Raw genomic sequence first — 21,500 nt, 5'->3', positions numbered from 1 at the left:
ACCGACCGGTATGCACGGTGGGGAGGCCTGGCGAGGGTCAGGTCGGACACTTCCGCACCACCCTGCCGCCGATCACGCTTCAGTCGAGCACTCGCGCCAGGTACGACCGCAGCAGCTCCCGCGTCTCCTGGATGATCCGTTCGTCGCCCGACGGGTCGAGACGGAAGGCGAGTTGGACGAGGGTGTCGGCGGCCTCGACGGCGACCAGGAAGGTGCGGCGGAGGTCGTCGTCGGGCTTTCGGTCGAGGTAGGCGGAGAGCATGTCGGTCAGGCGGTCGGCGACGCGGGTGTTGGGTTCGGCGTCGCGGGTGCCTACGGGGATCTGGTTGCCGAAGTCGACGAGGGCGAAGCCGGGCGCGGTGCGCTTCATGACGAGGTACTCGTCGAGGACGGCGTCCATGGCCGAGCGCCAGCCACCCTCCCCGTCCGCGGCTTCGAGACTGCGGGTGACGCGTTCGGCGTAGCGGTCGAGGTTGCGCTGGGCGAGCGCGTCGGCCATGGCGCGCTTGTTGCCGAAGAAGCGGTACACGGAGCCGATGGGGACGCCGGCGCGCACGGCGACGGCTCGGGTGCTGAGGGCGTCGTAGCCGACTTCGTCGAGGAGGTCGGCGCAGGCGTCGAGGATCCTGGTCAGTCGTTCCGCGCTCCGGCGCTGGACGGGCGCGCGGCGCAGCGAGGTCGCTTGGGGCACGGGCATCATCATGCCTTTCCGCCGGGGTTCGGGGAACCGCGCCCCCCAGTCCTCCGGCCGGGATCCCGCCCGCTCACCTGCGGGGTCGACGTGGGGGCGGTCGTGGGTGCTGACGGCACGGGGTCGGAGACGGTGATGTCCGCGGTGCTCTCGACGGGTTCGCCGTCGACGGCCCACACGGTGTCGTCGTCGGCGTGGAGGCGCACGGTGATCTTGTGCGTGCCCCGGGCGACGAGGCTGCCGCTCAAGTGGTGGGTGGGGTCGCGGAGTTCGGCGAGGGGGCGGCCGTCCAGCCGCAGGAGGGCGTAGCCGCGCCCCTGAACGGCCGACTTCTTCGTACCGGCCGGTGAGAAGCGGAAGTCGCCGAGGGTCAGTCGGACGTTCCAGCCGTCGCGGGCATCGGGCAGCACTTCTATCCCGACCTCGGGTGCGCGCTTCTTGTCGACCTCGCGATAGTTCCGCCCCTCTTCGTCCGTGTCGTCCAGCACCTTGCCCACCGGCGACGGCTCGGCCCCGTCGCCCTCGCCGGCGCCCGCATCGCAGGCTGTGATTCCGGCGAGCAAGGCACCGAAGAGGGCACAGACCGCGAGCGCAACGAGGAATCCGCGCGTCCACGACATGTGGGCGAGATTAGGGCACCGCTCTGACAGGCGAATCCCCCTGAAGTCTGGTTCTGGGTACTACACGGGTCTTGGCGCGATCACGCCGTTCGCCCCTCACCCACGTCTCGCGTACCTCTCCCATGTCTTGCGAACGGAAATCCCGAATCCTATGGTGCTGCATAGGAATAAGAATCAGGACTCAGAGACCTTGAGTCACGGGCGAGGGAGCGATCATGAACGGGGATGCGCGGAAGACCGCTGAGGCATTGACGTACCTCTCGGGATTCGGCAATCAGCACAGTTCGGAAGCGGTGCCGGGCGCGCTGCCGATCGGCCGCAACTCGCCGCAGCGCGCACCGCTCGGGCTGTACGCGGAGCAGCTGAGCGGTTCGGCGTTCACGGAGCCGAGGGCGCTCAACCGACGCTCGTGGCTGTACCGGATCCGCCCGTCCGCCGCCCACCCGGCCTTCGCCCGCACCGACAACGGCACCCTCCGCACGGCGCCCTTCACGGAGACGGCGCCCGACCCGAACCGGCTGCGCTGGAACCCCCTGCCGGAGCCCGAACCGGACACGGATTTCGTGCGGGGCCTGTGGACCCTCGGGGGCAACGGCGACGCCACGCAGCGCACCGGCACGGCCGTGCACCTCTATCACGCCAACTCCTCGATGCGGCGCGTGTTCAGCGACGCCGACGGCGAGCTGCTGATCGTGCCGGAACGCGGCGGGCTTCTGCTGCGCACCGAGTTCGGACTGCTGCACGCGGAGCCCGGGGACGTGGCGCTGATTCCTCGTGGGGTGCGCTTCCGTGTGGAGCTGCTCGATGAGTCAGTACGTGGCTACGTCTGCGAGAACTACGGAGCGCCCTTCCAGCTCCCCGAGCTCGGCCCGATCGGCGCCAACGGCCTCGCCAACGCACGGGACTTCCGGGCGCCGGGCGCCGCGTACGAGGACGTCGAGGGCCCCGTGGAGGTGGTGAACAAGTTCTGCGGGAACCTGTGGACCGCGACGTACGACCACTCGCCGCTGGATGTCGTCGCCTGGCACGGCAGCCATCTGCCGTACGTCTACGACCTGCGCCGATTCAACGTGCTCGGCTCCATCAGCTACGACCACCCGGACCCGTCGATCTTCACCGTCCTGACCTCGCCGACGGACACCCCGGGCCTCGCGGGCGTCGACTTCGTCGTCTTCGCGCCGCGCTGGCTCGTGGGCGAGGACACGTTCCGGCCGCCGTACTTCCACCGGAACGTGATGAGCGAGTACATGGGGCTCATCGAGGGCGCGTACGACGCGAAGGCGGAAGGTTTTGTTCCGGGCGGGGGTTCGCTGCACAACATGATGTCGGCGCACGGGCCCGACAGGGAGACCTTCGACCGGGCGAGCGCCGCCGAGCTGCGTCCGCAGAAGGTCGACGACGGCCTGGCCTTCATGTTCGAGACGCGCTGGCCGGTGGCTCTCACGGCGCAGGCGACACGGGCGGAACACCTGCAACGGGCATACGACGATGTGTGGCAGGGCCTCGAACGTCACTTCGGCCCGTTGCACTGAACACCCGTTGACCGGTACGGATACCTTCGTGACCTCATTCGCTCCGGACTCGATCGTCCTGAACCGCAAACTGCCGCTCTGGTATCAGGTGTCGCAGTCCCTGCGTGCCTCGATACTCGGGCGTTCGCCGGAGGACTCACTGCGCCTGCCCACCGAGGAACAGCTGGCCGGGCACTACGGGGTGAGCGTGCTGACCATGCGACAGGCGCTCAAGGAACTGGAGGACGAGGGGCTGATCACCCGCCATCGCCGGCGCGGCACGTTCATCGAGCCGAGTGCGCAACGGGGCGCGCCGGTGCGGCTGCTGGGCTCGGTGGACGCGATCGTGGCTCAGCAGTCGGGCATGACGACGGAGCTGCTCAACCATGGCACGGTGCCTGTGTCGGCCGAACTCGCCGAGTACTTCCCGGAGCTGACCGAGGTGACGATGTATCACCGGCTGCGCAGCGACGAGAAGACCGGTGAGCCGACGAACCACGCCCGCAACTACGTGCGGCCCGAACTGGCCGAGCGCATCTCCCTGGACGACCTGGCCCGCTGGCCTATGACGAAGGTGCTGCGGGATGTCGTTGGCATGCGGATCAGCCGTATCACCGACACGGTCGAGGCTCGGCTGGCCGATCCGGAGACGGCTCGGCTGCTCGAGGTGCCGTTGCTGAGTCCGATTCTGCGGTACACGGGTGTTGCCTGCGGTGACTCGGGTCAGGTACTGGATGTGGCGGTTATCCAGTACCGGGGGGACCGGTTTTCGTTCACGGTCACGCTCGAGGCGTAGGCGCTCCGCTGGGTTGGGCGGTGGGGTTCGTTTTGGGTGCGGGTGCGTTGTGGTTGCTCGCGCCCCGCGGCGGAGCCGCTGATGTCACAGCCCCGCGCCCCTGGGGTGCGTGATGGGTCGGGGCCGTGGGCCGGTGCGTCAGCCCGTCGCAGGCCGGGCATACGACCCGGTGTCGGTACACAGTGCGGGTGACCTGAGACAGAACCTAAGCGACGGGCATACGACGCACCGGCCCACGTCCCCTCCCGCCGGTGGGAAAGTGCGGGTAGTTGGGGGTGCGGGCTTTCCCGGGCGCGGGCTCTTCCGGGTCGCCTGCTTTTTCGGGCCGCGGGCAGTCGCAGGCTTTTTAGGGGCGCGGGGAACTGCGCGACCAGCCACGACGGACCCGCAGTCGCCAACGAACGAACCCACCCTCCCGGTAGGCGCCCCCCGCAAGCAGCGGAGCGTCGTCGTACGATGCCGAGCGTGACGCACGACGACGCTCCGCTGCTCGCGGACCTTATGCCGTGGTCCGTCGCACCGCCTCGGCTGGGCCGGGGGTGGCCGACGGCGCCCGACGCGGCGTCCCTGAAAGCGCGCTGGGACGCTTTTGTGAAGGCCGAAGGGGCCGACCGGGAGGCCTTGTTCGGCGTCACGCGTGCGCGGAACCTGCACTCGGCGGTCGCCGCGCTGCCGGGCCAGGCCGGCGGAACGGGGCGGCTGGCCCGTGCGTCGGGGCCCTGCACGGAGCCCGTACGCGTGCTGCATGGGCCGTTCGACGAGCAGTGGCTGATCCCGGACCACCGGTTGATCGACGCGGCCCGCCCGGAGTTGTGGCGGGTGGCGGACGAGCGGCAGGTGTTCGCCGTCGAGCAGGCGCCTGCTCCGGACGGGCCCGCGCTGCTCGTCGCGTCCGTGCTGCCCGTTCTCCCGCCGCAGCCGCGGCAGACGAAGAACGCCCCCACGGCCCGCCCCGGCCGCATCCGCCCCCTGTACCGCCGCCCCGACGGCCTCGAACCGAACCTCGCGCCCGGCCTCGTGGACCACCTGGCCAAACGCCTGGGCCACTCCCCCGCCCCTCTCGACGTCCTCGCCTGGGCGGTGGCTGTGGCGCGCCCGGGTCCGGACGGTTGCGCCGTCCCGCTCACCGCTGCTCCCGAACTCTGGGCGTACGGCACCGAGTTGGGCCACCGCATGCTCTGGCTGATGCGCCGCGACGGCGACCGCCCCAAACTCCCCGGCGGGCGACGCCCGTACGTACGCGCCCCGCTCCCCGCGCGCCCTCTTGAACTCCACTACGACCGCGACGAGGAGACTCTCCACCTCGACGAGGGCCGCATCTCCCCCGTACCGCCCGCCGCCTGGGACTTCGAGGTGGGCGGCGCCCGGGTCCTGGAGCAGTGGTTCACTGCCCGGACCACTCCCCCGGAGCCCGGCACGCTTGAGGCGATCCGCCCTGCCACGTGGCCCCAGACCTGGACATCCGAACTGCTCGAGCTGATAACGGTGTTGGCATTGCTGGCGGAACTGGGTCCTCAGCAGGAGGAGTTGACCCTGCAGGCCCCGGTGACCGCGGGCGAGCTGCGCAAGGCCGGCGTACTGCCGGTGCCGGACGCGGCACGCAGGCCCGCCTCCGTACTCGACCACCACGAAGAGGGTCCTGAAGGACAGTTCGCCCTGCTTTGACCGGGCACTTGGCGCTCAGCGCTTCGGGTCGAACCCGTCCAGGACCCTGCCGAGCGCCCGCTCGAACACCGCCTCCAGGTCGATCGGCCCGGAGTCCTCCATGAAGGCCTCGGCCAGCCGTGGATACGCGCCGGTGGCCACCTGACTGCCGAGGTAGGCGATACGGACCGCGTTCTCCTCCTCCTCGGACCAGGGCATGGAGCGAGTGCGCTCGGCGGTGGCCAGCTCGTTCGCGGTGTACGTCGTCACGACGCCGTTGAGCAACGCGACCATCTCCATCTTCGTGCTGTACGGGAGGTCGAGCGGTTCGAGGCAGGCCAGGCAGTGCTCCAGGTAGCGCAGGGTGTTGGGGCTGAAGCCGTAGACCCCCGCCATCAGGCGCGGCACCCAGGGGTGGCGGTGCATGATGACGCGGGTCTGATGGGCGTTGCGGAGCATGTCGGCGCGCCAGTCGCCCGAGGGATCCTCGAAGTTGTGCTCGGCGCCGACGGCGTCGAGCATCAGCTCGTACAGGTCCTCCTTGCGCGGCACGTAGTTGTAGAGCGACATCGTGCCGCAGCCCAGCTCGGCCGCCACATGCCGCATCGACACCGCCTCCAGCCCCTGAGCGTCCGCGATCCGCACCGCTGCCGCCGCGATGTCCGCGCGGGTGTACGCGGGCCGCGGGCCGCGCCCCGTGCGCTCGGGGCGGGTCCAGATCACTTCGGGTACGGCCTTGCGCCCTGCCATGAGTCGATCACCTCGTGACCATCCTAGTTACGTACAGCGTACGTAATGCGCTATGGTCGACCCATGACTTCTACGTACACCGTACTTAGTGAAGGTCTCGAAAAGCGTTTCCGTGAGGTACAGGCCCTGCGCGGGCTCGATCTGGCGGTCGCCGAGGGCACGGTCTGCGGGATGCTCGGGCCGAACGGCGCGGGCAAGACCACAGCCGTACGGGTCCTGACCACGCTGCTGCGACCCGACGCGGGGTCCGCGCGGATCGCGGGGCACGACCTCGTACGGGAGCCGGACGCGGTCCGCCGCGCCATCGGCGTGACGGGCCAGTACGCCTCGGTCGACGGCGACCTCACGGGGCGGGAGAACCTGCGGCTCTTCGCGAAGCTGCGCCGCGCCCCGAAGGCGCACGCCCGCGCCGACGACCTCCTCGACCGCTTCGAGCTCACCGAAGCCGCGGACCGGCCCACGTCCACCTACTCGGGCGGCATGCGGCGCCGCCTCGACCTGGCCGCAAGCCTGATCACGCGGCCCGCCGTGCTCTTCCTCGACGAGCCGACGACCGGGCTCGACCCCGCCAGCCGCAACCAGATCTGGCAAGCGGTACGTGACCTCGCCGCGGACGGAACGACGGTGCTGCTGACCACTCAGTACCTGGAGGAGGCCGATCAACTGGCCGACGACATCGCGCTGGTGGACGAGGGCAGGGTCGCCCACAGCGGCTCGCCCGCCACGCTCAAAGCACTCATCGGCTCGTACGCGGAAGTTGTCGTCGCCCACGCGGACGCCATGCCCCAGGCGGCGGTCGTGCTCGACCAACTCACCGGCACCGAACCACACTTCGACCGCGAGCGGCACACCGTCGGCGCCGTCACCACCGATCCGACACTCACGCTCCCCCGTCTCGTACGCGAACTCGACGCCGCGGGCGTGCCGTTGCTCGACGCGAGCCTGCGTCCGCCGAGCCTCGACGACGTGTTCCTGCGCCTGACCGACAGCCCGACCGACCGTAAGGACTTGGTGGCATGAGTGCCCTCGCGTACGACACGACGGCCATGCTCGGCCGGCAGCTTCAGCGGGTCCGGCACAATCCCGGGTTGCTGATCCTCACTCAGACGATGCCGATCACGATGCTGCTGTTCTTCGGCTATGTCTTCGGCAGCGCGCTCGCCATGCCGGGCGCCGAGTACCGCTCGTTCCTGGTGCCGGGGCTGCTGGTGGCGACCGCGGCCAACGGGATCATGACGGGGATGTTCCAGGCGGCCGGGGACTCGCACCGGGGTGTGATGGACCGCTTCCGTACGCTGCCGATGAGCCGGGCCGCGGTGCCGCTCGGCCAGGCGGCGTCCGATCTGGTACTGACCGCCGCGGGGATGGTGCCGCTGCTGCTGGTCGGGCTCGCGGTGGGCTGGCGGATCGAGGGGTCAGCGGTTGAGGCTCTGGCGGCCGTCGCGTTGCTGATGCTCTTCCGGTTCGCGATGACGTGGCTAGGGATCCTGCTCGGGCTCGCGTCCCGCAGCGAGGAGGCAGCAGGGCAGTTGGGCGGGGCGACCTTCATCCTGCCGCTGCTGTCCAATGCGTACATCCCGACGGACAATCTGCCGGGCTGGCTGCGCACGGTGGCCGAGTGGAATCCCATCAGTGCGGTGACGACGGCGGTGCGGGACCTGTTCGGGAATGCGCCGGTGCCGGAGGGTGCCGCCTGGCCCGTGGCGCATCCGGTGGCGGGGTCGCTGGCCTGGTGCGCGGTGCTGATCGCGGTGTTCTTGCCGCTCGCCGTCCGCCGGTACACGACCGGCGGACGCTGAGCGTCAACTCCTGTGCCTGCGGACGAGTTCGCACCGCGGGTGGGAAGGCGGGATGCGAACGTGTTCGGGGCGGTTGCCGGTCAGCTCAGCGACCGGGGTCGCCGGTCAGCGGCCGCCGAACAGGGACCGGCGCAGTCGGCGCAGGGGCGCGAAGAGCGAGACCCGCCGCACTCGTGCGCGCCTGCTGTTGCGCTCCTGCGTGTGGTCACGTGCGGTGAGTTCACGCATCAGCGAGGTCGCCTCGGTCGTCTCTCCCTGCGGGATGGCGGGGCCACCCAACACCGAGAGATGGCGGTCGAGGCGCGAACTGGTCGCGCTGCTCCCGCAGGTGATCGCAGGGACTCGCGCCCTGCCACGCACTGTTATCTGTTCCATGTCACTCCCCACCCATACGAGGGCACCCGGCCCGGGCAGGTTAACCCTATCGCTCCCTCATGACACTCGTGTATCCCGGGCGCAGGATTCACCTTCTCCGTAAGGCAGTTGACGATCACTCTCCGAATCCAACCGATTTCAGGGCAAGTTGGACAACTGGCGCGGATGTGGGCTGTGGAGAGCCGCCCTGCGGCTCGACGGTGACGGCGAGTGAGGTCGCGTCGGGATTCAAGTCGGTGGCGAGCAAGGGCGTGTCGCCCTCGAACAGGCCCAGGGGGCGCGGTTGGACCTCTGGTCGCATGAGCCACAGTTGGTGAACCCTTCCGTTCGTGGGTGCGCCGAGGCCCGCTGGAGTGACCACGGCGGCGCGCTCCGAGGCGGACGCGACGACGTTGATGCTCTGTCCGCCTGAGATGCGTCCGGCGCTCGCGGCGGCATCCGGAGCCGCGAGAATGTTGGCGATCTCACGTGCCTGGGTCCGCTCCTGGTCGAGCTGGTCCTGGGTGCGGGACGCCTGGACGCCGAACAGCGCGGCGACGACGAGTGCCGCCGCGGCGGTGGTGGCGGCGAGCGGGGACAGCAGGCCGTGCAGACGCGAGGGGCGCGGCCGCACGGCACGCATCCCGGGCAGCGGCTGCTGTGCCGCGCGCGGGTGCGGCTGTGGGCCCGGGGCGGTCTCCTGGGGTGTTGTCCGTACGGCCATGAGGACCCGGTTGCGCATCGCGGCCGGTGGCGGTGCGGCCGTGTTCCAGGCGAGGCGGACCGCGTCCTCGCGCAGGAGGCGCACCTCGGCGGCGCAGCGGTCGCAGCGCTTCAAGTGCTTCTCGAAACGCTGGTGTTCGCGCGGCTCCAGGGCGTCGAGGGCGTACGGGGCGGCCAGCGAGTGCAGTTCGCTGCGCCTGAAGAGGACGGTCATACGGCACCTCCCAGGCATTCGCGCAACCGCGTGAGTCCGTCGCGCATGCGCGTCTTGACCGTGCCGAGCGGCAATGAGAGCCGCTCGGCCACTTCACGGTACGTGTAGCCGTCGTAGTAGGCGAGGGTGACGGACTGGCGTTGCAGTGCGGTGAGCCGGTCCAGGCAGCGGCGTACCCATTCGCGTTCCAGGCCGGCCTCGACTTCCTCGGCGACCTGGTCGAAGGCGGGTCCGTTCGCGCGCTGGGCCTCGCGCATCTCGCGTTCGCCGGCCGCGCGGGCGCTGCGCACCCGGTCGACGGCGCGGCGGTGCGCGAGGGTGAGGACCCAGGACAGCGCGCTGCCTCGGCCGGGGTCGTAGCGGGCGGCGGAGCGCCAGAGTTCGAGCAGCACCTCCTGGGCCACCTCCTCCGACTGGGCCGGGTCCCGCACCACGCGGCGCACCAGACCGAAGACCGGTCCGGACACCAGTCCGTACAGATCCTCGAAAGCCTTCTGGTCGCCTTTGGCCACGAGCACCAGAAGTTCGTCCGCCTGCACCCGTAACCCCCTCTCCTGGCCGCGTATCGGCCTGTGCCGACAGTCAAGCATTCGGCGCCGGCGCCCCTTCGGATGGGGTTACGGATCAACTCGTCGAAAAACGCGGGGAAAACTCGAACCAATCCGCCCGCCCGACGGCGCCGAATGGCGTGTGTCAGGCAACAAAACACGCGGCAACGAGCGCCAGGGCCGAGCGGACCACACCGTCCGTCGTCTCTCGCCAGAACCGCGGGAACGCAGCTTGTAACAGAGGACGGACGGCATGACACCTAACACCCGCAGGATCGTGGGACGCAGGAGCCTCACGACCCTCGTCTGTGGTGCGCTGGCTGCCGGGGGGCTAGCAGCCGCCGGCGTGACCGCGCTCGAACCGGGAGCGGCGAGCGCCTCCAGCCACCGGGAGGCCCCACTGATCTCGGGGACGCCGCAGTTCGACAACACGGACCTGTACGCGTTCGCGAGCCCCGACACCCCGGACACGACGACGATCGTGGCGAACGTGATCCCGTTCGAGGAGCCGGCGGGCGGACCGAACTTCTACACGTTCGCGGAGGACGCCCAGTACGACATCCACATCGACAAGGACGGGGACGCGCAGGGCGATCTGCTGTTCCGGTACACGTTCGACACGCACGTCAAGAACGACAAGAGCTTCCTGTACAACACGGGGCCGGTCGAGAGCCTGGACGACCCCGACCTGAACATCACGCAGACCTACGACCTTCAGCTGCTGCAGCTGAAGGACCAGAAGCTCGTGAAGCGGACGTACGTCGCGGACGACGTGCCGGTCGCGCCGTCGAACGTCGGCAAGGCATCGATGCCGGACTACGCCAAGCTGCGCGACCAGGCGGTCAAGGAGCTCGGGAATTACGAGGCCAAGACGTTCGCGGGTCAGGCGGACGATCCGTTCTTCGCGGACCTGCGGGTCTTCGACCTGCTGTACGGCGGGAACCTGTCGGAGGTCGGCAACGACACCCTCAAGGAATACAACGTCAACTCCATCGCCCTGCAGCTGCCGAACGAGCTGATCCAGGAGTCGGCCGAGCAGCCGGTCGTCGGGATCTGGTCGACGACGAACCGCAAGGGCGCGGACGGGAAGTTCAGGCAGGTCTCGCGGCTCGGGAACCCGCTGGTGAACGAGGTCGTCAACCCGATCAAGGACAAGGACACGTTCAACGCGTCCGCGCCGTGGGACGACGCCCAGTTCCTGAAGAACGTGACCGAACCGGAGCTGCCGAAACTCATCGAGGCGATCTACAAGATCCCGGCGCCGGACGAGCCCAGGAACGATCTCGTGGACGTCTTCCTGAAGGGCGTACCCGACCTCAACCAGCCGCCGCACGTACGGGCTTCGGAGATGCTGCGGCTCAACACCTCCATCAAGCCGGCGGCCAAGCCGAAGCGGCTGGGTGTGCTGGACGGCGACAACGCGGGCTTCCCGAACGGGCGCCGTCTCACCGACGACGTGATCGACGCCTCGCTTCAGGTCGTCGAGGGTGAACTGCTCGGCGCCAAGAACGACTTGGGCGACGCGGTCGACAAGAACGACCAGGAGTTCGAGAAGGCGTTCCCGTACGTGGCCCAGCCGACGGCGGGCTCGCGCGGTCCGCTGGCCAAGGGCACGGACGGCACCAAGGGTGACGTTCGCAACCAGCTCGGCGACGCGCTGACGCCCGCCGGCACGAGCGGCACCACCGGCATGGAGGACACCACGCTGATCGCCGTCTCGGCGGTGTCGGGCGCGGCCGGCTTCCTGCTGATCGGCACCGGCCTCATGTGGTGGCGCAGCCGCCGCCGGATCCGCGGCTACTACTAGCCGCCCCCCAACTGGCGCGGCCCGTAACCACCCATCCCCCACGGCGCGGGCCGCGCCTTTCACGTCACACAACCGCACCTGCACCACCGCACCTTCAGGACATTGAGGAGAGGGCATGTCCCCGCGCGAGAACGAGGACGGCGCCACCGAGGCCGAGCAGCAGACGGCCCACACGGACGCCCCGGCGCCCACCGAGGGCGAGGACACGCCCCGAGCAACCGAGCCCACACCGGGGTCCGCCCCGGGCCGCCCCGAGGCGGCGCCGGAGTCGCGGCGGGCTCGGGTGTTGCGGCTGGCCGCTTGTGCTGTTGCCCTCGCCGTTGCGATGACCGCGGGGGCCGTGGTGATGGGGTCCCGGGATGACGGTGGGGTGGGGGCCGTGGCCTCCGTCCCCGGGACCGCGCCCGAGTTGTTGGCGGGGGGCAATCTGAATGACAGCATCTCCGCGCTCCAGGGGCATCTGAAGGCGCAGCCCAAGGACTTCAACGGGTGGGCCACGCTCGGCGTCGCGTACGTCGAGCAGGCGCGCACCAACGGCGACCCGTCGCGTTATCCGCAGGCGCAGCGCGCGCTCGGCCGTTCGCTGAAGCTGCGGCCCGACAACGACCCGGCGCTCGCGGGCCGGGCCGCGCTGGCCGCCGCGCGGCACGACTTCCCTGGGGCGCTGCGGTACGCGCAAGACGCACTGGAGCAGAACCCGTACAACGAGCGGGCGTTGTCGTCGCGGATCGACGCCCTGGTCGAACTCGGCCGCTACGACGAGGCGTTGAAGGCCTCCGACGAGGCCGACGCCCGTCGCCCGGGGGTCCCCGTCTTCACCCGGTACGCCTACGTACGCGAGCTGCGCGGCGACGTGCCCACCGCGCGACGCGTCCTGGAGCAGGCGCTCAGCAGTGCCACGGCACCCGGAGACGTGGCATACGTGGCGACCTCCCTCGGCCAACTCGCCTGGCGCGAGGGCGAGTACGAGACCGCGCTGAAGCACTACGCGCGGGCGCTGCAAGCAGACCGCACCTACCTCCCCGCCCTGGAGGGCCGCGCCCGCGCCCAGGCCGCGAACGGCGACCGGGCGGCGGCGATCCGCGGCATGGAGGAGGTCGTGGCCGGCTTTCCGCTGCCCGGCCCGCTGGTCGCGTTGGGCGAGTTGTACGAGGCCCGCGGCGCCGAGGGCGACAAGGCGAAGGCCCGCGACCAGTACGCCCTGGTCGACGCGTGGACCGCGCTGGCCCGCGCGAACGGCGTCAACGCCGACCTCGACACGGCCCTCGCGGCAGCGGACCACGGCGACCGCAAGTCCGCCCTGCGCGCCGCGAAGGCGGAGTGGGACCGCCGCGAGACCGTGCACACCGCGGACGCCCTCGCCTGGGCCCTCCACGTCAACGGCCGCGACGAGGAAGCCCTCCCCTACGCCCGCCGCGCCACAGCCACCGGCTACCGCGACGCCACCTTCCTCTACCACCGCGGCATGATCGAACACGCCAACGGCAACGAGAAGGAGGCCCGCGACAGCCTGTCGTCGGCACTCGAACTCAACCCGGGCTTCTCCCCGGTGGGAGCGAAAGCGGCCCGCACGGCCCTGAACGAGCTGGGCGGTGCCAAGTGAGCACAGCCGCAGGCCTGAAGAGTCTCAAGAACCGGAACAACTCCCTTACCCGTCGCCGGTTCGCCGCCTGTGTGGCCGTTCTCATGGGCACCCTCGCACTGCTGCTCGTCCCCACGGGGACCGCGGCCGCGCACCCGCTCGGGAACTTCACCGTCAACCGGTACGACGGACTCGTCATCGGTCCCGAGAAGCTGCGGATCGACCATGTGGAGGACCTCGCGGAGATCCCGGCGACCCAGGCCAAGCCTCAGATCAAGGAGGCGGGCAAGGAGGGCTGGGTCCGGGAGCGGTGCGCGACGGCGGCCGGGAAGAGCCGGGTGACCGTGGACGGGCGCGAGGTCGCGCTGAAGGCGGGCGAGAGCCGTGTACGCGTGCGGCCCGGGCAGGCCGGGCTCGATACGCTCCGGGTGGAGTGCCGCTGGACGGCGCCGCTGCCGGAGGGGGAGTTCTCCCTCGGCTTCCGTGCCTCGGTCGACAGCGGACCCGGCTGGCGCGAGATCACCGCTCGAGGCGACCGCATGACCCTCGCCTCCTCGGACGTCCCCACGAAGTCCGTGTCCCGCGAACTGACCAGCTACCCCGAGGAGTTGCTCCAGTCGCCGGAGAACACGGCGGCCGCGTCCCTGACGGCCCGCCCCGGCGGCCCCGCCCTCGACGAGGCGAACGAGGAGAACGCTGACGCCCCCGCCTCCTCCGTGCTGCCCCGCGGCGCCGACCGGTTCACCCGCGCCCTGGACGACCTGGTGGCCCGCCACGACCTGAGCACGGGCTTCGCGGCGCTGGCTCTGGTCATCGCGGTGGGCCTCGGCGCCATGCACGCGCTCGCGCCCGGTCACGGCAAGACACTGATGGCCGCGACAGCCGCGGCACGCGGCGGCCGGGCCGGCCTGCGCGACGTCCTGCCCCTGGCCGCGTCGGTCACGGTCACCCACACCCTGGGCGTGGTGGCGCTGGGCCTGCTGGTCGCGGCCGGCTCGGCGGCGGCGCCCTCGGTGGTGACGTGGCTGGGCATAGCGAGCGGTGTCCTGGTGACGGCGGCGGGCCTGACACTCGTACGAAAGGCCTGGCGTGCCCGGGCCCACAGGCACGAGCATCCTCCCGGGCCTGACCATGAGCACAGCCATGGGCACGAGGACGGCCACACTCACGACCACGACGCGCACGAGCACGAGCACGGCGAGGCCGGCCACCACGGGCACGCCCACGAACACGCCGAGCAGCACGAGCGCCCTCTCGTGCTCGCACATGCCCACGCGGACGCCGAAGCCCGCACCTCTGCGCACGGCCGAGCGTCGGCGCTCCTGGAAGCCCCCGCCCCCAGCGAACCCCACCCGACCGGACACCAGCACTCGCACGCCGATCAGCATGATCAGGCCCATAGCCACGGCCACACCCACGGGCACAAGCACGGACACGCACACGGACACGAGCACAGCCACGCCGACCACACCCACACGCACACCCACGGCGGCTTCACCCACACCCACGAGATCGCGCCCACCGTGCGCGGCACGATCCTGCTCGGCTTCGCCGGCGGGCTGGTGCCGAGCCCCTCTGCCGTCGTCGTCCTGGTGGGCGCCGCGGCGCTCGGCAAGGCCTGGTTCGGATTCCTGCTCGTCCTCGCGTACGGCGTCGGGCTCGCCCTGACGCTGACGGCGGCCGGGGTCGCCGTGGTCAAGCTGGGCAGCGGGGTCAGCCGTCTGCTGGAAAACGGCCCCCGCTGGACCGGCGGTCCGGTGGCCGCACTGGTGCGCAGGAACATCGCCCTCGGATCTGCGTTCGTCGTCGTGGCCCTTGGGGCTGGATTGGTGCTCCAGGGGGCGGCAACCGCGCTCGGTTGAGCTACTTTTGTTCAGAAAGGTGCGGTTGCGAATGGGGGGCGTCCGTGTCGGAAGACGCACGCAGTGAACGGGTGATCGCGGGGCGCTACCGTCTGCTGTCCCCGCTCGGCGAGGGCGGGATGGGGACCGTCTGGCGCGCCCGTGACGAAGTGCTGCACCGCGAGGTCGCCGTCAAGGAGGTACGCGCCCCGGCCGGCCTGCCCGCTCCCGAGGTGGAGCGGATGTACGCGCGCCTGGAACGCGAGGCCTGGGCCGCGGCCCGGGTCGCGAACCGGAACGTGGTGACGGTGTACGACGTGGCCATGGAGGAGGGCCGCCCCTGGATCGTGATGGAACTGGTCCGCGGCATCTCTCTCTACGATCTCCTGGACGCTGAGGGCCCGTTGACGCCGCAGCGCACCGCGCACATCGGCGCCGAGGTGCTGGCCGCCCTGCGCGCCGCGCACGAGGCCGGGGTTCTGCACCGGGACGTGAAGCCCGGCAACGTACTGATGTCGAACGACGGCCGGGTCGTCCTCACCGACTTCGGCATCGCCATGGTCGAGGGAAGCTCCGCGCTCACCATGACGGGCGAGGTGATCGGCTCGCCGGAGTTCCTGGCCCCGGAGCGGGCGCTGGGGCGCACGCCGGGTCCCGAGTCCGACCTGTGGTCGCTGGGCGTGATGCTGTACGCCGCGGTCGAGGGCAACTCGCCGTTCCGCCAGGACACCCCGCTCAGCACTCTGCGTGCGGTCGTCGACGAGGAGCTGCCGCCGCCGCACCGTGCGGGCCCGCTGACCCCGGTCATCGAGGGCCTGTTGCGCAAGGATCCGGCCGAGCGGCTCTCCGGGGCGGCGGCCGAAGAGGACCTGCGCCTGATCGCCGCGGGCGGCACGCCTCGTACGACAGCCGCCGCCTACACGCCGACGGTCGCGGCCCTGCCTCAGCCGGCCTCTCCCGCACCACACACCCCGCCCGCCGCCCCCATCGCGCCCCGCGCCCCGACCGCCACGACCACCACAGCGGAGCCCGGGCACCCCCGGCGCGCCATGGTCGTCCTGATCGCGGGCCTGGTCGCCCTCGCGCTCGCCTTCGCGGGACTGACGTACGCCCTGCTCAATGACAACGGAGGGGGCGAAGAGAGCAGCAGCACCGGTGGCACCACGGGCGGAACCGGCGATGGCGGCTCCACCAACGGCGGCGGTGACAACGGCGGTACGAGCGGAGGAGGCGACGACGGCGGTACGACCACCAGCGAGACTTCGGGCACGAACGGCACGAACGGCACGAACGGTGGCTCGACGGACGGCGGCCGGACGAGCTCTCCGCCTCCCCAGACCGTCGAGGTGTCGGTGTCGGGCTCCAACACGCAGTACAGCGGCGCCTGTCCGCCGCCGGAGGCCGAGGCGCCCACGTTCACCGCCACGATCACGGTGGGCCGCGTCCCGGCAGAGGTCGACTACCGCTGGGTGACGCGGAGCGGCCAACCCTCGGATCCGGGCTGGAAGACGCTGTCGTTCTCCGGCGGCGACAAGTCCCAGCAGGTCAACCATGTCGAGACGACGTCTAACGACGCCGGGACGTACGAGAACGAGATGAGCATCGAGGTCCGTAGCCCCGTGCACAAGACATCCGACCCGGTGGCGTTCTCGGTGACGTGTGAGACGGAGACCCCGACAACGGGCGGGGCCTCCCCTACGCCGTGAGCGGCGCGTCTCACTACTGGGCGGTCAGGCCACGCTCTTGAGCACGGGCAGATAACCGCCGACCTGTCCGGCTGCGTTCGGGTGGTACGACTCGCCGATGTTCAGCCAGTTGACGCTGTGCAGCCAGGAGCTGCCGGAGCAGATCTCGTGTCCGGTGAAGGTGGGCCGGACGTCGCCGAAGGTGAAGCCGTGGTCGGCGGCACGCTTGGCGATGGCGCTGTTCAGATAGTCGGCGGCGTTGTTGATGGCGGACCGTTCGCCTTCGGTCATGCCGGCCACGCAGCTGCCGCTGAGTTTGTAGAAGCGGGGGTAGCCCAGGACGACCACATGGGCCGCCGGAGCCTTCGCGCTGATCGCCGAGTAGACGGAGTCGAGTCTGCCGGGCAGCGTCGAGTCGACGTACGCCTTCGCCGTGTTGATGCGGGCGATGCATGCGCTCTCGGACTGGAGCACACAGGTCGTCATGACATCGGCGAAACCGGCGTCGTTGCCGCCGATGGTGATCGAGACGAGACCGGTACCGGAGCCGAGCGGGCCCAGCTGGCCCGCCACAACATCACCCGTACGAGCGCCCGAGCAAGCCGTGAAGTGGAACGACGAGGGTGAATTGGCGGCGGCCCAGAGGTGCGGGTACGCCTTCGTGCTGCGCTTGCAGTCGCCGCTGGAGCCGATGTAGCTGCCCGCGCCGACTCCGGAGGAGTAGGAGTCGCCGAGGGCCACATAGCCGGTCGCCACGGCCTGTTCCGACGCCTGCGCCGCCGTGGCCCCGGTGAGGGCGAAAGCGGCGGCGAGGAGGAGTGAGGTCGCGTATGTCGTAAGTCGGGAACGTCGCATGGAACCTCCCTTTAGCAGGATCTCTGCCATAACTTGCGTACCACCGCACACAGTTGACGGGAAGTGTCCATGCCAATACTTTCCCGGACTTACTGGGAGTCACACCATGCGGGCAACCTGCAGAGACTCCATTCGGCAGCCCCCAACTCGCCCCGGATGACCGGCAGTTAACGGAGGATGCGCTTCCGTCTGTGGAACTCGCACTTGGCGCTTCCGCATCTTGACGTCCGGCTGCCCGCTGAGCGACATTGAAGCCCGGCATCCGGCGCTTCGGGGGGCAAAGACGCCAATGCAGACCTTGCGCAACAAGTCATCTTCATCAGAAGCATCTGCCACAGGCAGAGACGAGCTGTTGCGGCAGGATCCGGGGAGGGACCTGTTGCCGCTGCTCGCGGGGGCCGCCGCGGCGATCGCGGGGGTCGGTGCGGTGCTGGCACTCACCGACGGGGACTCACCTTTGCGTGCGCCGTTCACGCTGTTCTTCCTGCTCGCCGCGCCGGGTACCGCGGTCGCAGCCGCTTTGCGCGGACTGGAACCGTTCGGCCGCATCGTGGCGTCTTTGTCCGCAGCGGTAGCGGTCAACATCCTGGTCGCCCAGGGCATGCTGGCGGTGCACCGGTGGTCGGTCCGGGGTGGAATCGTGGTCGTTGCCGCGCTCAGCTCCTTCATGCTCCTGCTGGTCCTGGTACGGCGCCTGCGCGGCCGTACGGTGAGTAGACAGGCTTCCTGACGTGGACATACGCGTGTACCGCCCCGGCGAACTGAGCGCCGCCGACAGGGTGGCGTGGTCGGCCCTGCAGTCGAAGGCCCACCTCAACGGCTCGCCCGAGCTGGCGAACCCGTTCCTGTCACCGGAGTTCGCGCTCGCGGTGGGGCGATGCCGGCGGGGCGTACGGATAGCGGTCGTCCGGGAGGGTGGGGAGCCCGCGGCCTTCTTCCCGTTCCAGCGGGGCGCGAGTGGCGTCGGCCGGGCGATAGGTCTCGGCGTCTCGGACTGCCAGGGCGTGGTCCACCGGCCCGGCTTCAGCTGGGACGCGCGGGAGTTGCTGCGGGCGTGCGGGCTCGCGGTGTGGGAGTTCGATCATCTGGCCGAGGGCCAGACGCCGTTCGAGGCGGCGGCCACCGGCAGCTTCCCGTCCCCGGTCATGGACGTCGACCAGGGATACGAGGCGTATCTGAGCCAACTGCGCGCCCAGTCACCGAAGTTCACGAAGTCGACGCTCGCCAAGGAGCGCAAGCTCGGCCGGGACCACGGCGAGGTGCGCTATGTGCACGACGAGCGCGATCCCAAGGCGCTGCGCACGCTGATGGCGTGGAAGTCGGCGCAGTACCGCAGGACCGGACGCAGTGACCGCTTCGCGCATGACTGGATCACCCGGCTGGTGTCGCAGCTGTTCCACAGCCGCTCCGAGTCGTTCGCCGGGATCCTGTCGGTGCTCTACGTCGACGGCAAGCCGATCGCCGCGCACTTCGGGCTTCGTTCCGAGCGCGTACTGGCGTGCTGGTTCCCTGCGTACGATCCGGAATTCTCCAAATACTCCCCCGGGCTTGTCCTGCATCTGCGGATGGCCGAGGCGGCAGCCGCCGACGGTATCGCCTATCTGGATCTGGGCCGGGGGCAGAAGGAATACAAGGACTCCCTGAAGACACGGGAAATCTCCGTGTCCGAAGGGCTGGTGACGCGCCGCCATCCGGTGGCGCTCGGGCACCGGGCGCGACGCGCTCCGGTCCGGGCGCTGCGGAATGCGGTGCTGGCACGGCCGGAGTTGTTCGAGCCGGCCGACAAGCTCCTCAAACGGATAGGCAAAATCCGTTCGGGGAGCCGGGTAACGACCAAACCAAATAAAATGTGAGGTCTCGTTGCAGGTCTTGCCACAACGTCACAATCGTCAATAAAGTCATACGTCTTAATCCCGCATCGGTCCATCACCAAGCGGCTCTAGGGGAGGGCTCAAGGACCGCGATGGTTCCGGCGCGGGGCGCGGTAGGGGGGTGCCGTGCCCGGTGTCCACAAGTGGCTCTGTCCACAAGTGGTTCCGGGGCGCGTGCCGCGCGACCGGCTTATCCAGTCGGCCAGCTTTGCCAGCTCACCCGGCATGTACGGAGATACATTTCGGCATGCCGTAAGTGAGAACCCCCCTTTCGAACCGGACTTAAGAGCCGGACCGCCCAGGGGCGGGCGGTCCACCGGACGAGAGGGATCAGACTCATGAGTTCTTTTGTGCAGCCGGCGGTTTCGGGACAGGAACCGTCCAAGGCCGGTCAGTACCGGCCCATCTCTTCTCACCTGGCGATCACGCCACCGGTGAGTGTGGTGATTCCCGCCATGAACGAGGCGGAGAATCTTCCCTACGTATTCAAGACACTGCCGGCGTGGATCCACGAAGTGGTTCTCGTCGACGGAAATTCCACCGACAACACCGTCGAAGTGGCCCGCGAACTGTGGCCGGACGTCAAAGTGGTGAAGCAGATCGGAAAGGGCAAGGGAGATGCCCTGATCACCGGCTTCGCGGCCTCCACCGGCGACATCATCGTGATGGTCGACGCGGACGGCTCGGCCGACGGCAACGAGATCGTGTCGTATGTCTCCGCGCTGGTCTCCGGGGCGGACTTCGCGAAGGGTTCGCGGTTCGCCAACGGCGGCGGCACGGACGACATGACGCCCATCCGCAAGCTGGGCAACTGGGCGCTGTGCACGGTCGTCAACCGCAAGTTCGGCGCCCGCTACACCGACCTCTGCTACGGGTACAACGCGTTCTGGCGGCACTGCCTCGACAAGATCGACCTCGACTGCACCGGCTTCGAGGTGGAGACCCTGATGAACATCCGGGTGGTCAAGGCCGGGCTGAAGGTGCAGGAGATCCCGAGCCACGAGTATCTGCGGATCCACGGCGCCAGCAACCTCCGGGCCGTACGGGACGGGCTGCGGGTACTCAGGGTGATCCTCAAGGAGCGCTCCAACCGCCGTTCGCTGCGCCGTGCGCACGCGTTGGCGCTGGGCACCACGCGAGGAGAGGTGTCTTGAGCACGAGCGACATCTCGGTGGTGATCTGCGTCTACACCGAGGACCGCTGGGAGGACATCCTCGCGGCGGTCTCCTCGGTGCGGGCGCAGTCCCGGCCCGCTCTGGAGACGCTGCTGGTCGTGGACCACAACGAGGCGCTCCTGGACCGGCTTTCGAAGGAGTACAAGGAGACGCGGGAGGTGCGGGTGCTCGCCAACGCGGGCCCTCGCGGCCTGTCCGCGGGCCGCAACACCGGCATCGCGGTCTCCCGCGGTGAGGTCATCGCGTTCCTCGACGACGACGCCGTCGCCGAGCGCGACTGGCTTCATCACTTCGCCGAGGCGTACACGGATCCGCGGGTGATGGCCGTCGGCGGGCGGACTTTTCCGATCTGGGCGTCCGGCCGGCGGCCTGCCTGGTTCCCGGAGGAGTTCGACTGGGTCGTCGGCTGTACGTACAAGGGGCTGCCGCCGGGGCGCGTACAGGTGCGGAACGTGCTGGGCGGCAACGCCTCGTTCCGCCGCAGCGCCTTCGACGTGGCGGGCGGCTTCGCGACCGGTATCGGGCGTGATGGCGACAAGCGTCCGCTGGGCTGTGAGGAGACGGAGCTGTGCATCCGCCTCACCCGCGCCCAGCCGGACGCGATCCTGCTGATCGACGACCGCGCGGTGATCCACCACCGGGTGCCCGAGGTGCGCGAGCACTTCGCCTACTTCCGCACCCGTACGTACGCGGAAGGCCTCTCGAAGGCCCTGGTCGCCCGAAGCGTGGGCGCCGGCAAGGGCCTGGAGTCCGAGCGCCGCTACACCACACGCGTCCTCCCCGCAGGGGTCGCCCGCGGCCTGCGCGACGCCCTCCTCGCCCGTCCCGGCGGCGCGGGCCGGGCCGCCGCCATCGTCACCGGAGTGGTGACGGCAGCGGGCGGGTACGTACTCGGGAGCGTTCGGGCACGCAGGGGTGGCGCTACTTTCTCGGTGGTCGAGATAGAGGAAGGTCCCGGGCGCGAGGGGGCAGCAGCATGAGAAAGGGACGCTTGCCGATGACGGCGCGCGGCGCGGCGACGCCCCGCGCCGGGC

The 21,500-nt window shown here is 69.9% G+C and carries 20 protein-coding genes; 13 read left to right on the top strand and 7 right to left on the bottom strand.

The window, feature by feature from the left end:
• Window positions 1-79: 79 nt before the first annotated feature.
• Complete coding sequence (locus tag ACGFNK_RS30490) at window positions 80-700, bottom strand: TetR family transcriptional regulator (RefSeq protein ID WP_393421266.1); 621 nt, start codon at window positions 698-700, stop codon at window positions 80-82.
• Window positions 700-1,311, bottom strand: a complete 612-nt coding sequence (locus ACGFNK_RS30485) for a hypothetical protein (RefSeq protein WP_393421030.1) — start codon at window positions 1,309-1,311, stop codon at window positions 700-702. The genes ACGFNK_RS30490 and ACGFNK_RS30485 overlap by 1 nt, the downstream gene beginning before the upstream one ends.
• Before the next feature lie 215 nt (window positions 1,312-1,526).
• Here ACGFNK_RS30485 and hmgA point away from each other — a divergent pair, with 215 nt between their 5' ends.
• The 3 genes from hmgA to ACGFNK_RS30470 all read left to right on the top strand — a co-directional run bounded on the left by hmgA (window position 1,527) and on the right by ACGFNK_RS30470 (window position 5,283).
• Window positions 1,527-2,843 carry a homogentisate 1,2-dioxygenase gene (gene hmgA / locus ACGFNK_RS30480; RefSeq protein ID WP_393421028.1) on the top strand — a complete coding sequence of 439 codons (1,317 nt, stop codon included), beginning with the start codon at window positions 1,527-1,529 and terminating at the stop codon, window positions 2,841-2,843.
• A 28-nt stretch (window positions 2,844-2,871) separates the two neighbouring features.
• Window positions 2,872-3,618: a GntR family transcriptional regulator gene (locus ACGFNK_RS30475; protein WP_393421026.1), complete on the top strand. Its 747-nt coding sequence runs from the start codon at window positions 2,872-2,874 to the stop codon at window positions 3,616-3,618.
• Window positions 3,619-4,074: 456 nt separating this feature from the next.
• Window positions 4,075-5,283 carry a type ISP restriction/modification enzyme gene (locus ACGFNK_RS30470; RefSeq protein WP_393421024.1) on the top strand — a complete coding sequence of 403 codons (1,209 nt, stop codon included), beginning with the start codon at window positions 4,075-4,077 and terminating at the stop codon, window positions 5,281-5,283.
• A gap of 15 nt (window positions 5,284-5,298) precedes the next feature.
• Here ACGFNK_RS30470 and ACGFNK_RS30465 read toward each other — a convergent pair whose 3' ends face one another.
• Window positions 5,299-6,012, bottom strand: coding sequence for a TetR/AcrR family transcriptional regulator C-terminal domain-containing protein (locus tag ACGFNK_RS30465; RefSeq protein ID WP_393421022.1), 714 nt, complete (start codon window positions 6,010-6,012; stop codon window positions 5,299-5,301).
• A 63-nt stretch (window positions 6,013-6,075) separates the two neighbouring features.
• On the opposite strand from ACGFNK_RS30465, the gene ACGFNK_RS30460 reads away from it, so the two are divergent.
• On the top strand, window positions 6,076-7,032 hold the full coding sequence (locus ACGFNK_RS30460; RefSeq protein WP_393421020.1) for an ATP-binding cassette domain-containing protein: 957 nt from the start codon (window positions 6,076-6,078) through the stop codon (window positions 7,030-7,032).
• Window positions 7,029-7,811, top strand: coding sequence for an ABC transporter permease (locus ACGFNK_RS30455; protein WP_393421018.1), 783 nt, complete (start codon window positions 7,029-7,031; stop codon window positions 7,809-7,811). The genes ACGFNK_RS30460 and ACGFNK_RS30455 overlap by 4 nt, the downstream gene beginning before the upstream one ends.
• Window positions 7,812-7,916: 105 nt before the next feature.
• Here the strand turns inward: ACGFNK_RS30455 and ACGFNK_RS30450 are convergent, their stop codons facing one another.
• The 3 genes from ACGFNK_RS30450 to ACGFNK_RS30440 all read right to left on the bottom strand — a co-directional run bounded on the left by ACGFNK_RS30450 (window position 7,917) and on the right by ACGFNK_RS30440 (window position 9,641).
• Window positions 7,917-8,186: a hypothetical protein gene (locus ACGFNK_RS30450; RefSeq protein WP_033324109.1), complete on the bottom strand. Its 270-nt coding sequence runs from the start codon at window positions 8,184-8,186 to the stop codon at window positions 7,917-7,919.
• Window positions 8,187-8,301: 115 nt separating this feature from the next.
• Window positions 8,302-9,102: an anti-sigma factor domain-containing protein gene (locus tag ACGFNK_RS30445; protein ID WP_393421016.1), complete on the bottom strand. Its 801-nt coding sequence runs from the start codon at window positions 9,100-9,102 to the stop codon at window positions 8,302-8,304.
• Window positions 9,099-9,641: a sigma-70 family RNA polymerase sigma factor gene (locus ACGFNK_RS30440; RefSeq protein WP_386344277.1), complete on the bottom strand. Its 543-nt coding sequence runs from the start codon at window positions 9,639-9,641 to the stop codon at window positions 9,099-9,101. Before ACGFNK_RS30440 ends, ACGFNK_RS30445 begins: the two co-directional genes overlap by 4 nt.
• Window positions 9,642-9,903: 262 nt before the next feature.
• Between ACGFNK_RS30440 and ACGFNK_RS30435 the strand changes: the two genes are divergently transcribed.
• The 4 genes from ACGFNK_RS30435 (at window position 9,904) to ACGFNK_RS30420 (ending at window position 16,586) form a co-directional block, all read left to right on the top strand.
• Window positions 9,904-11,457 (top strand): DUF4331 domain-containing protein, encoded by a 1,554-nt coding sequence (locus ACGFNK_RS30435; protein WP_393421014.1) that lies wholly within the window; start codon window positions 9,904-9,906, stop codon window positions 11,455-11,457.
• A gap of 115 nt (window positions 11,458-11,572) precedes the next feature.
• Complete coding sequence (locus ACGFNK_RS30430) at window positions 11,573-13,060, top strand: tetratricopeptide repeat protein (protein WP_393421012.1); 1,488 nt, start codon at window positions 11,573-11,575, stop codon at window positions 13,058-13,060.
• A gap of 83 nt (window positions 13,061-13,143) precedes the next feature.
• Window positions 13,144-14,901 (top strand): sulfite exporter TauE/SafE family protein, encoded by a 1,758-nt coding sequence (locus ACGFNK_RS30425; protein ID WP_393421264.1) that lies wholly within the window; start codon window positions 13,144-13,146, stop codon window positions 14,899-14,901.
• A gap of 44 nt (window positions 14,902-14,945) precedes the next feature.
• Window positions 14,946-16,586, top strand: a complete 1,641-nt coding sequence (locus ACGFNK_RS30420; protein WP_393421010.1) for a serine/threonine-protein kinase — start codon at window positions 14,946-14,948, stop codon at window positions 16,584-16,586.
• Between the two features lie 24 nt (window positions 16,587-16,610).
• On the opposite strand, the gene ACGFNK_RS30415 is transcribed toward ACGFNK_RS30420, so the two are convergent.
• Window positions 16,611-17,420: an SGNH/GDSL hydrolase family protein gene (locus ACGFNK_RS30415; RefSeq protein ID WP_386344267.1), complete on the bottom strand. Its 810-nt coding sequence runs from the start codon at window positions 17,418-17,420 to the stop codon at window positions 16,611-16,613.
• Window positions 17,421-17,799: 379 nt separating this feature from the next.
• Here ACGFNK_RS30415 and ACGFNK_RS30410 point away from each other — a divergent pair, with 379 nt between their 5' ends.
• The 4 genes from ACGFNK_RS30410 (at window position 17,800) to ACGFNK_RS30395 (ending at window position 21,446) form a co-directional block, all read left to right on the top strand.
• Window positions 17,800-18,150 (top strand): hypothetical protein, encoded by a 351-nt coding sequence (locus tag ACGFNK_RS30410; protein ID WP_393421008.1) that lies wholly within the window; start codon window positions 17,800-17,802, stop codon window positions 18,148-18,150.
• A 1-nt stretch (window position 18,151) separates the two neighbouring features.
• On the top strand, window positions 18,152-19,273 hold the full coding sequence (locus ACGFNK_RS30405) for a GNAT family N-acetyltransferase (protein WP_393421006.1): 1,122 nt from the start codon (window positions 18,152-18,154) through the stop codon (window positions 19,271-19,273).
• A gap of 356 nt (window positions 19,274-19,629) precedes the next feature.
• Window positions 19,630-20,445, top strand: a complete 816-nt coding sequence (locus ACGFNK_RS30400) for a glycosyltransferase family 2 protein (protein WP_344387801.1) — start codon at window positions 19,630-19,632, stop codon at window positions 20,443-20,445.
• Entirely contained in the window at window positions 20,442-21,446 is a 1,005-nt protein-coding gene (locus ACGFNK_RS30395) for a glycosyltransferase family 2 protein (RefSeq protein WP_393421004.1), read from the top strand. Before ACGFNK_RS30400 ends, ACGFNK_RS30395 begins: the two co-directional genes overlap by 4 nt.
• Window positions 21,447-21,500: the final 54 nt, after the last annotated feature.

The organism is Streptomyces sp. NPDC048825 (genome assembly GCF_043198355.1).
GTDB lineage: Bacteria > Actinomycetota > Actinomycetes > Streptomycetales > Streptomycetaceae > Streptomyces > Streptomyces xiangluensis.
The sequence above is the reverse complement of the archived record's forward strand: the minus strand, read 5'-3'. Positions and strand labels throughout refer to the sequence as shown.

Excerpts from the sequence above, each read along its gene's own strand:
- ACGFNK_RS30490 (WP_393421266.1), bottom strand. The coding sequence starts at position 700 with ATGATGCCCGTGCCCCAAGCGACCTCGCTGCGCCGCGCGCCCGTCCAG.
- ACGFNK_RS30485 (WP_393421030.1), bottom strand. The coding sequence starts at position 1,311 with ATGTCGTGGACGCGCGGATTCCTCGTTGCGCTCGCGGTCTGTGCCCTC.
- hmgA (WP_393421028.1), top strand. The coding sequence starts at position 1,527 with ATGAACGGGGATGCGCGGAAGACCGCTGAGGCATTGACGTACCTCTCG.
- ACGFNK_RS30470 (WP_393421024.1), top strand. The coding sequence starts at position 4,075 with ATGCCGAGCGTGACGCACGACGACGCTCCGCTGCTCGCGGACCTTATG.
- ACGFNK_RS30465 (WP_393421022.1), bottom strand. The coding sequence starts at position 6,012 with ATGGCAGGGCGCAAGGCCGTACCCGAAGTGATCTGGACCCGCCCCGAG.
- ACGFNK_RS30460 (WP_393421020.1), top strand. The coding sequence starts at position 6,076 with ATGACTTCTACGTACACCGTACTTAGTGAAGGTCTCGAAAAGCGTTTC.
- ACGFNK_RS30455 (WP_393421018.1), top strand. The coding sequence starts at position 7,029 with ATGAGTGCCCTCGCGTACGACACGACGGCCATGCTCGGCCGGCAGCTT.
- ACGFNK_RS30450 (WP_033324109.1), bottom strand. The coding sequence starts at position 8,186 with ATGGAACAGATAACAGTGCGTGGCAGGGCGCGAGTCCCTGCGATCACC.
- ACGFNK_RS30445 (WP_393421016.1), bottom strand. The coding sequence starts at position 9,102 with ATGACCGTCCTCTTCAGGCGCAGCGAACTGCACTCGCTGGCCGCCCCG.
- ACGFNK_RS30435 (WP_393421014.1), top strand. The coding sequence starts at position 9,904 with ATGACACCTAACACCCGCAGGATCGTGGGACGCAGGAGCCTCACGACC.
- ACGFNK_RS30430 (WP_393421012.1), top strand. The coding sequence starts at position 11,573 with ATGTCCCCGCGCGAGAACGAGGACGGCGCCACCGAGGCCGAGCAGCAG.
- ACGFNK_RS30425 (WP_393421264.1), top strand. The coding sequence starts at position 13,144 with ATGGGCACCCTCGCACTGCTGCTCGTCCCCACGGGGACCGCGGCCGCG.
- ACGFNK_RS30415 (WP_386344267.1), bottom strand. The coding sequence starts at position 17,420 with ATGCGACGTTCCCGACTTACGACATACGCGACCTCACTCCTCCTCGCC.
- ACGFNK_RS30400 (WP_344387801.1), top strand. The coding sequence starts at position 19,630 with ATGAGTTCTTTTGTGCAGCCGGCGGTTTCGGGACAGGAACCGTCCAAG.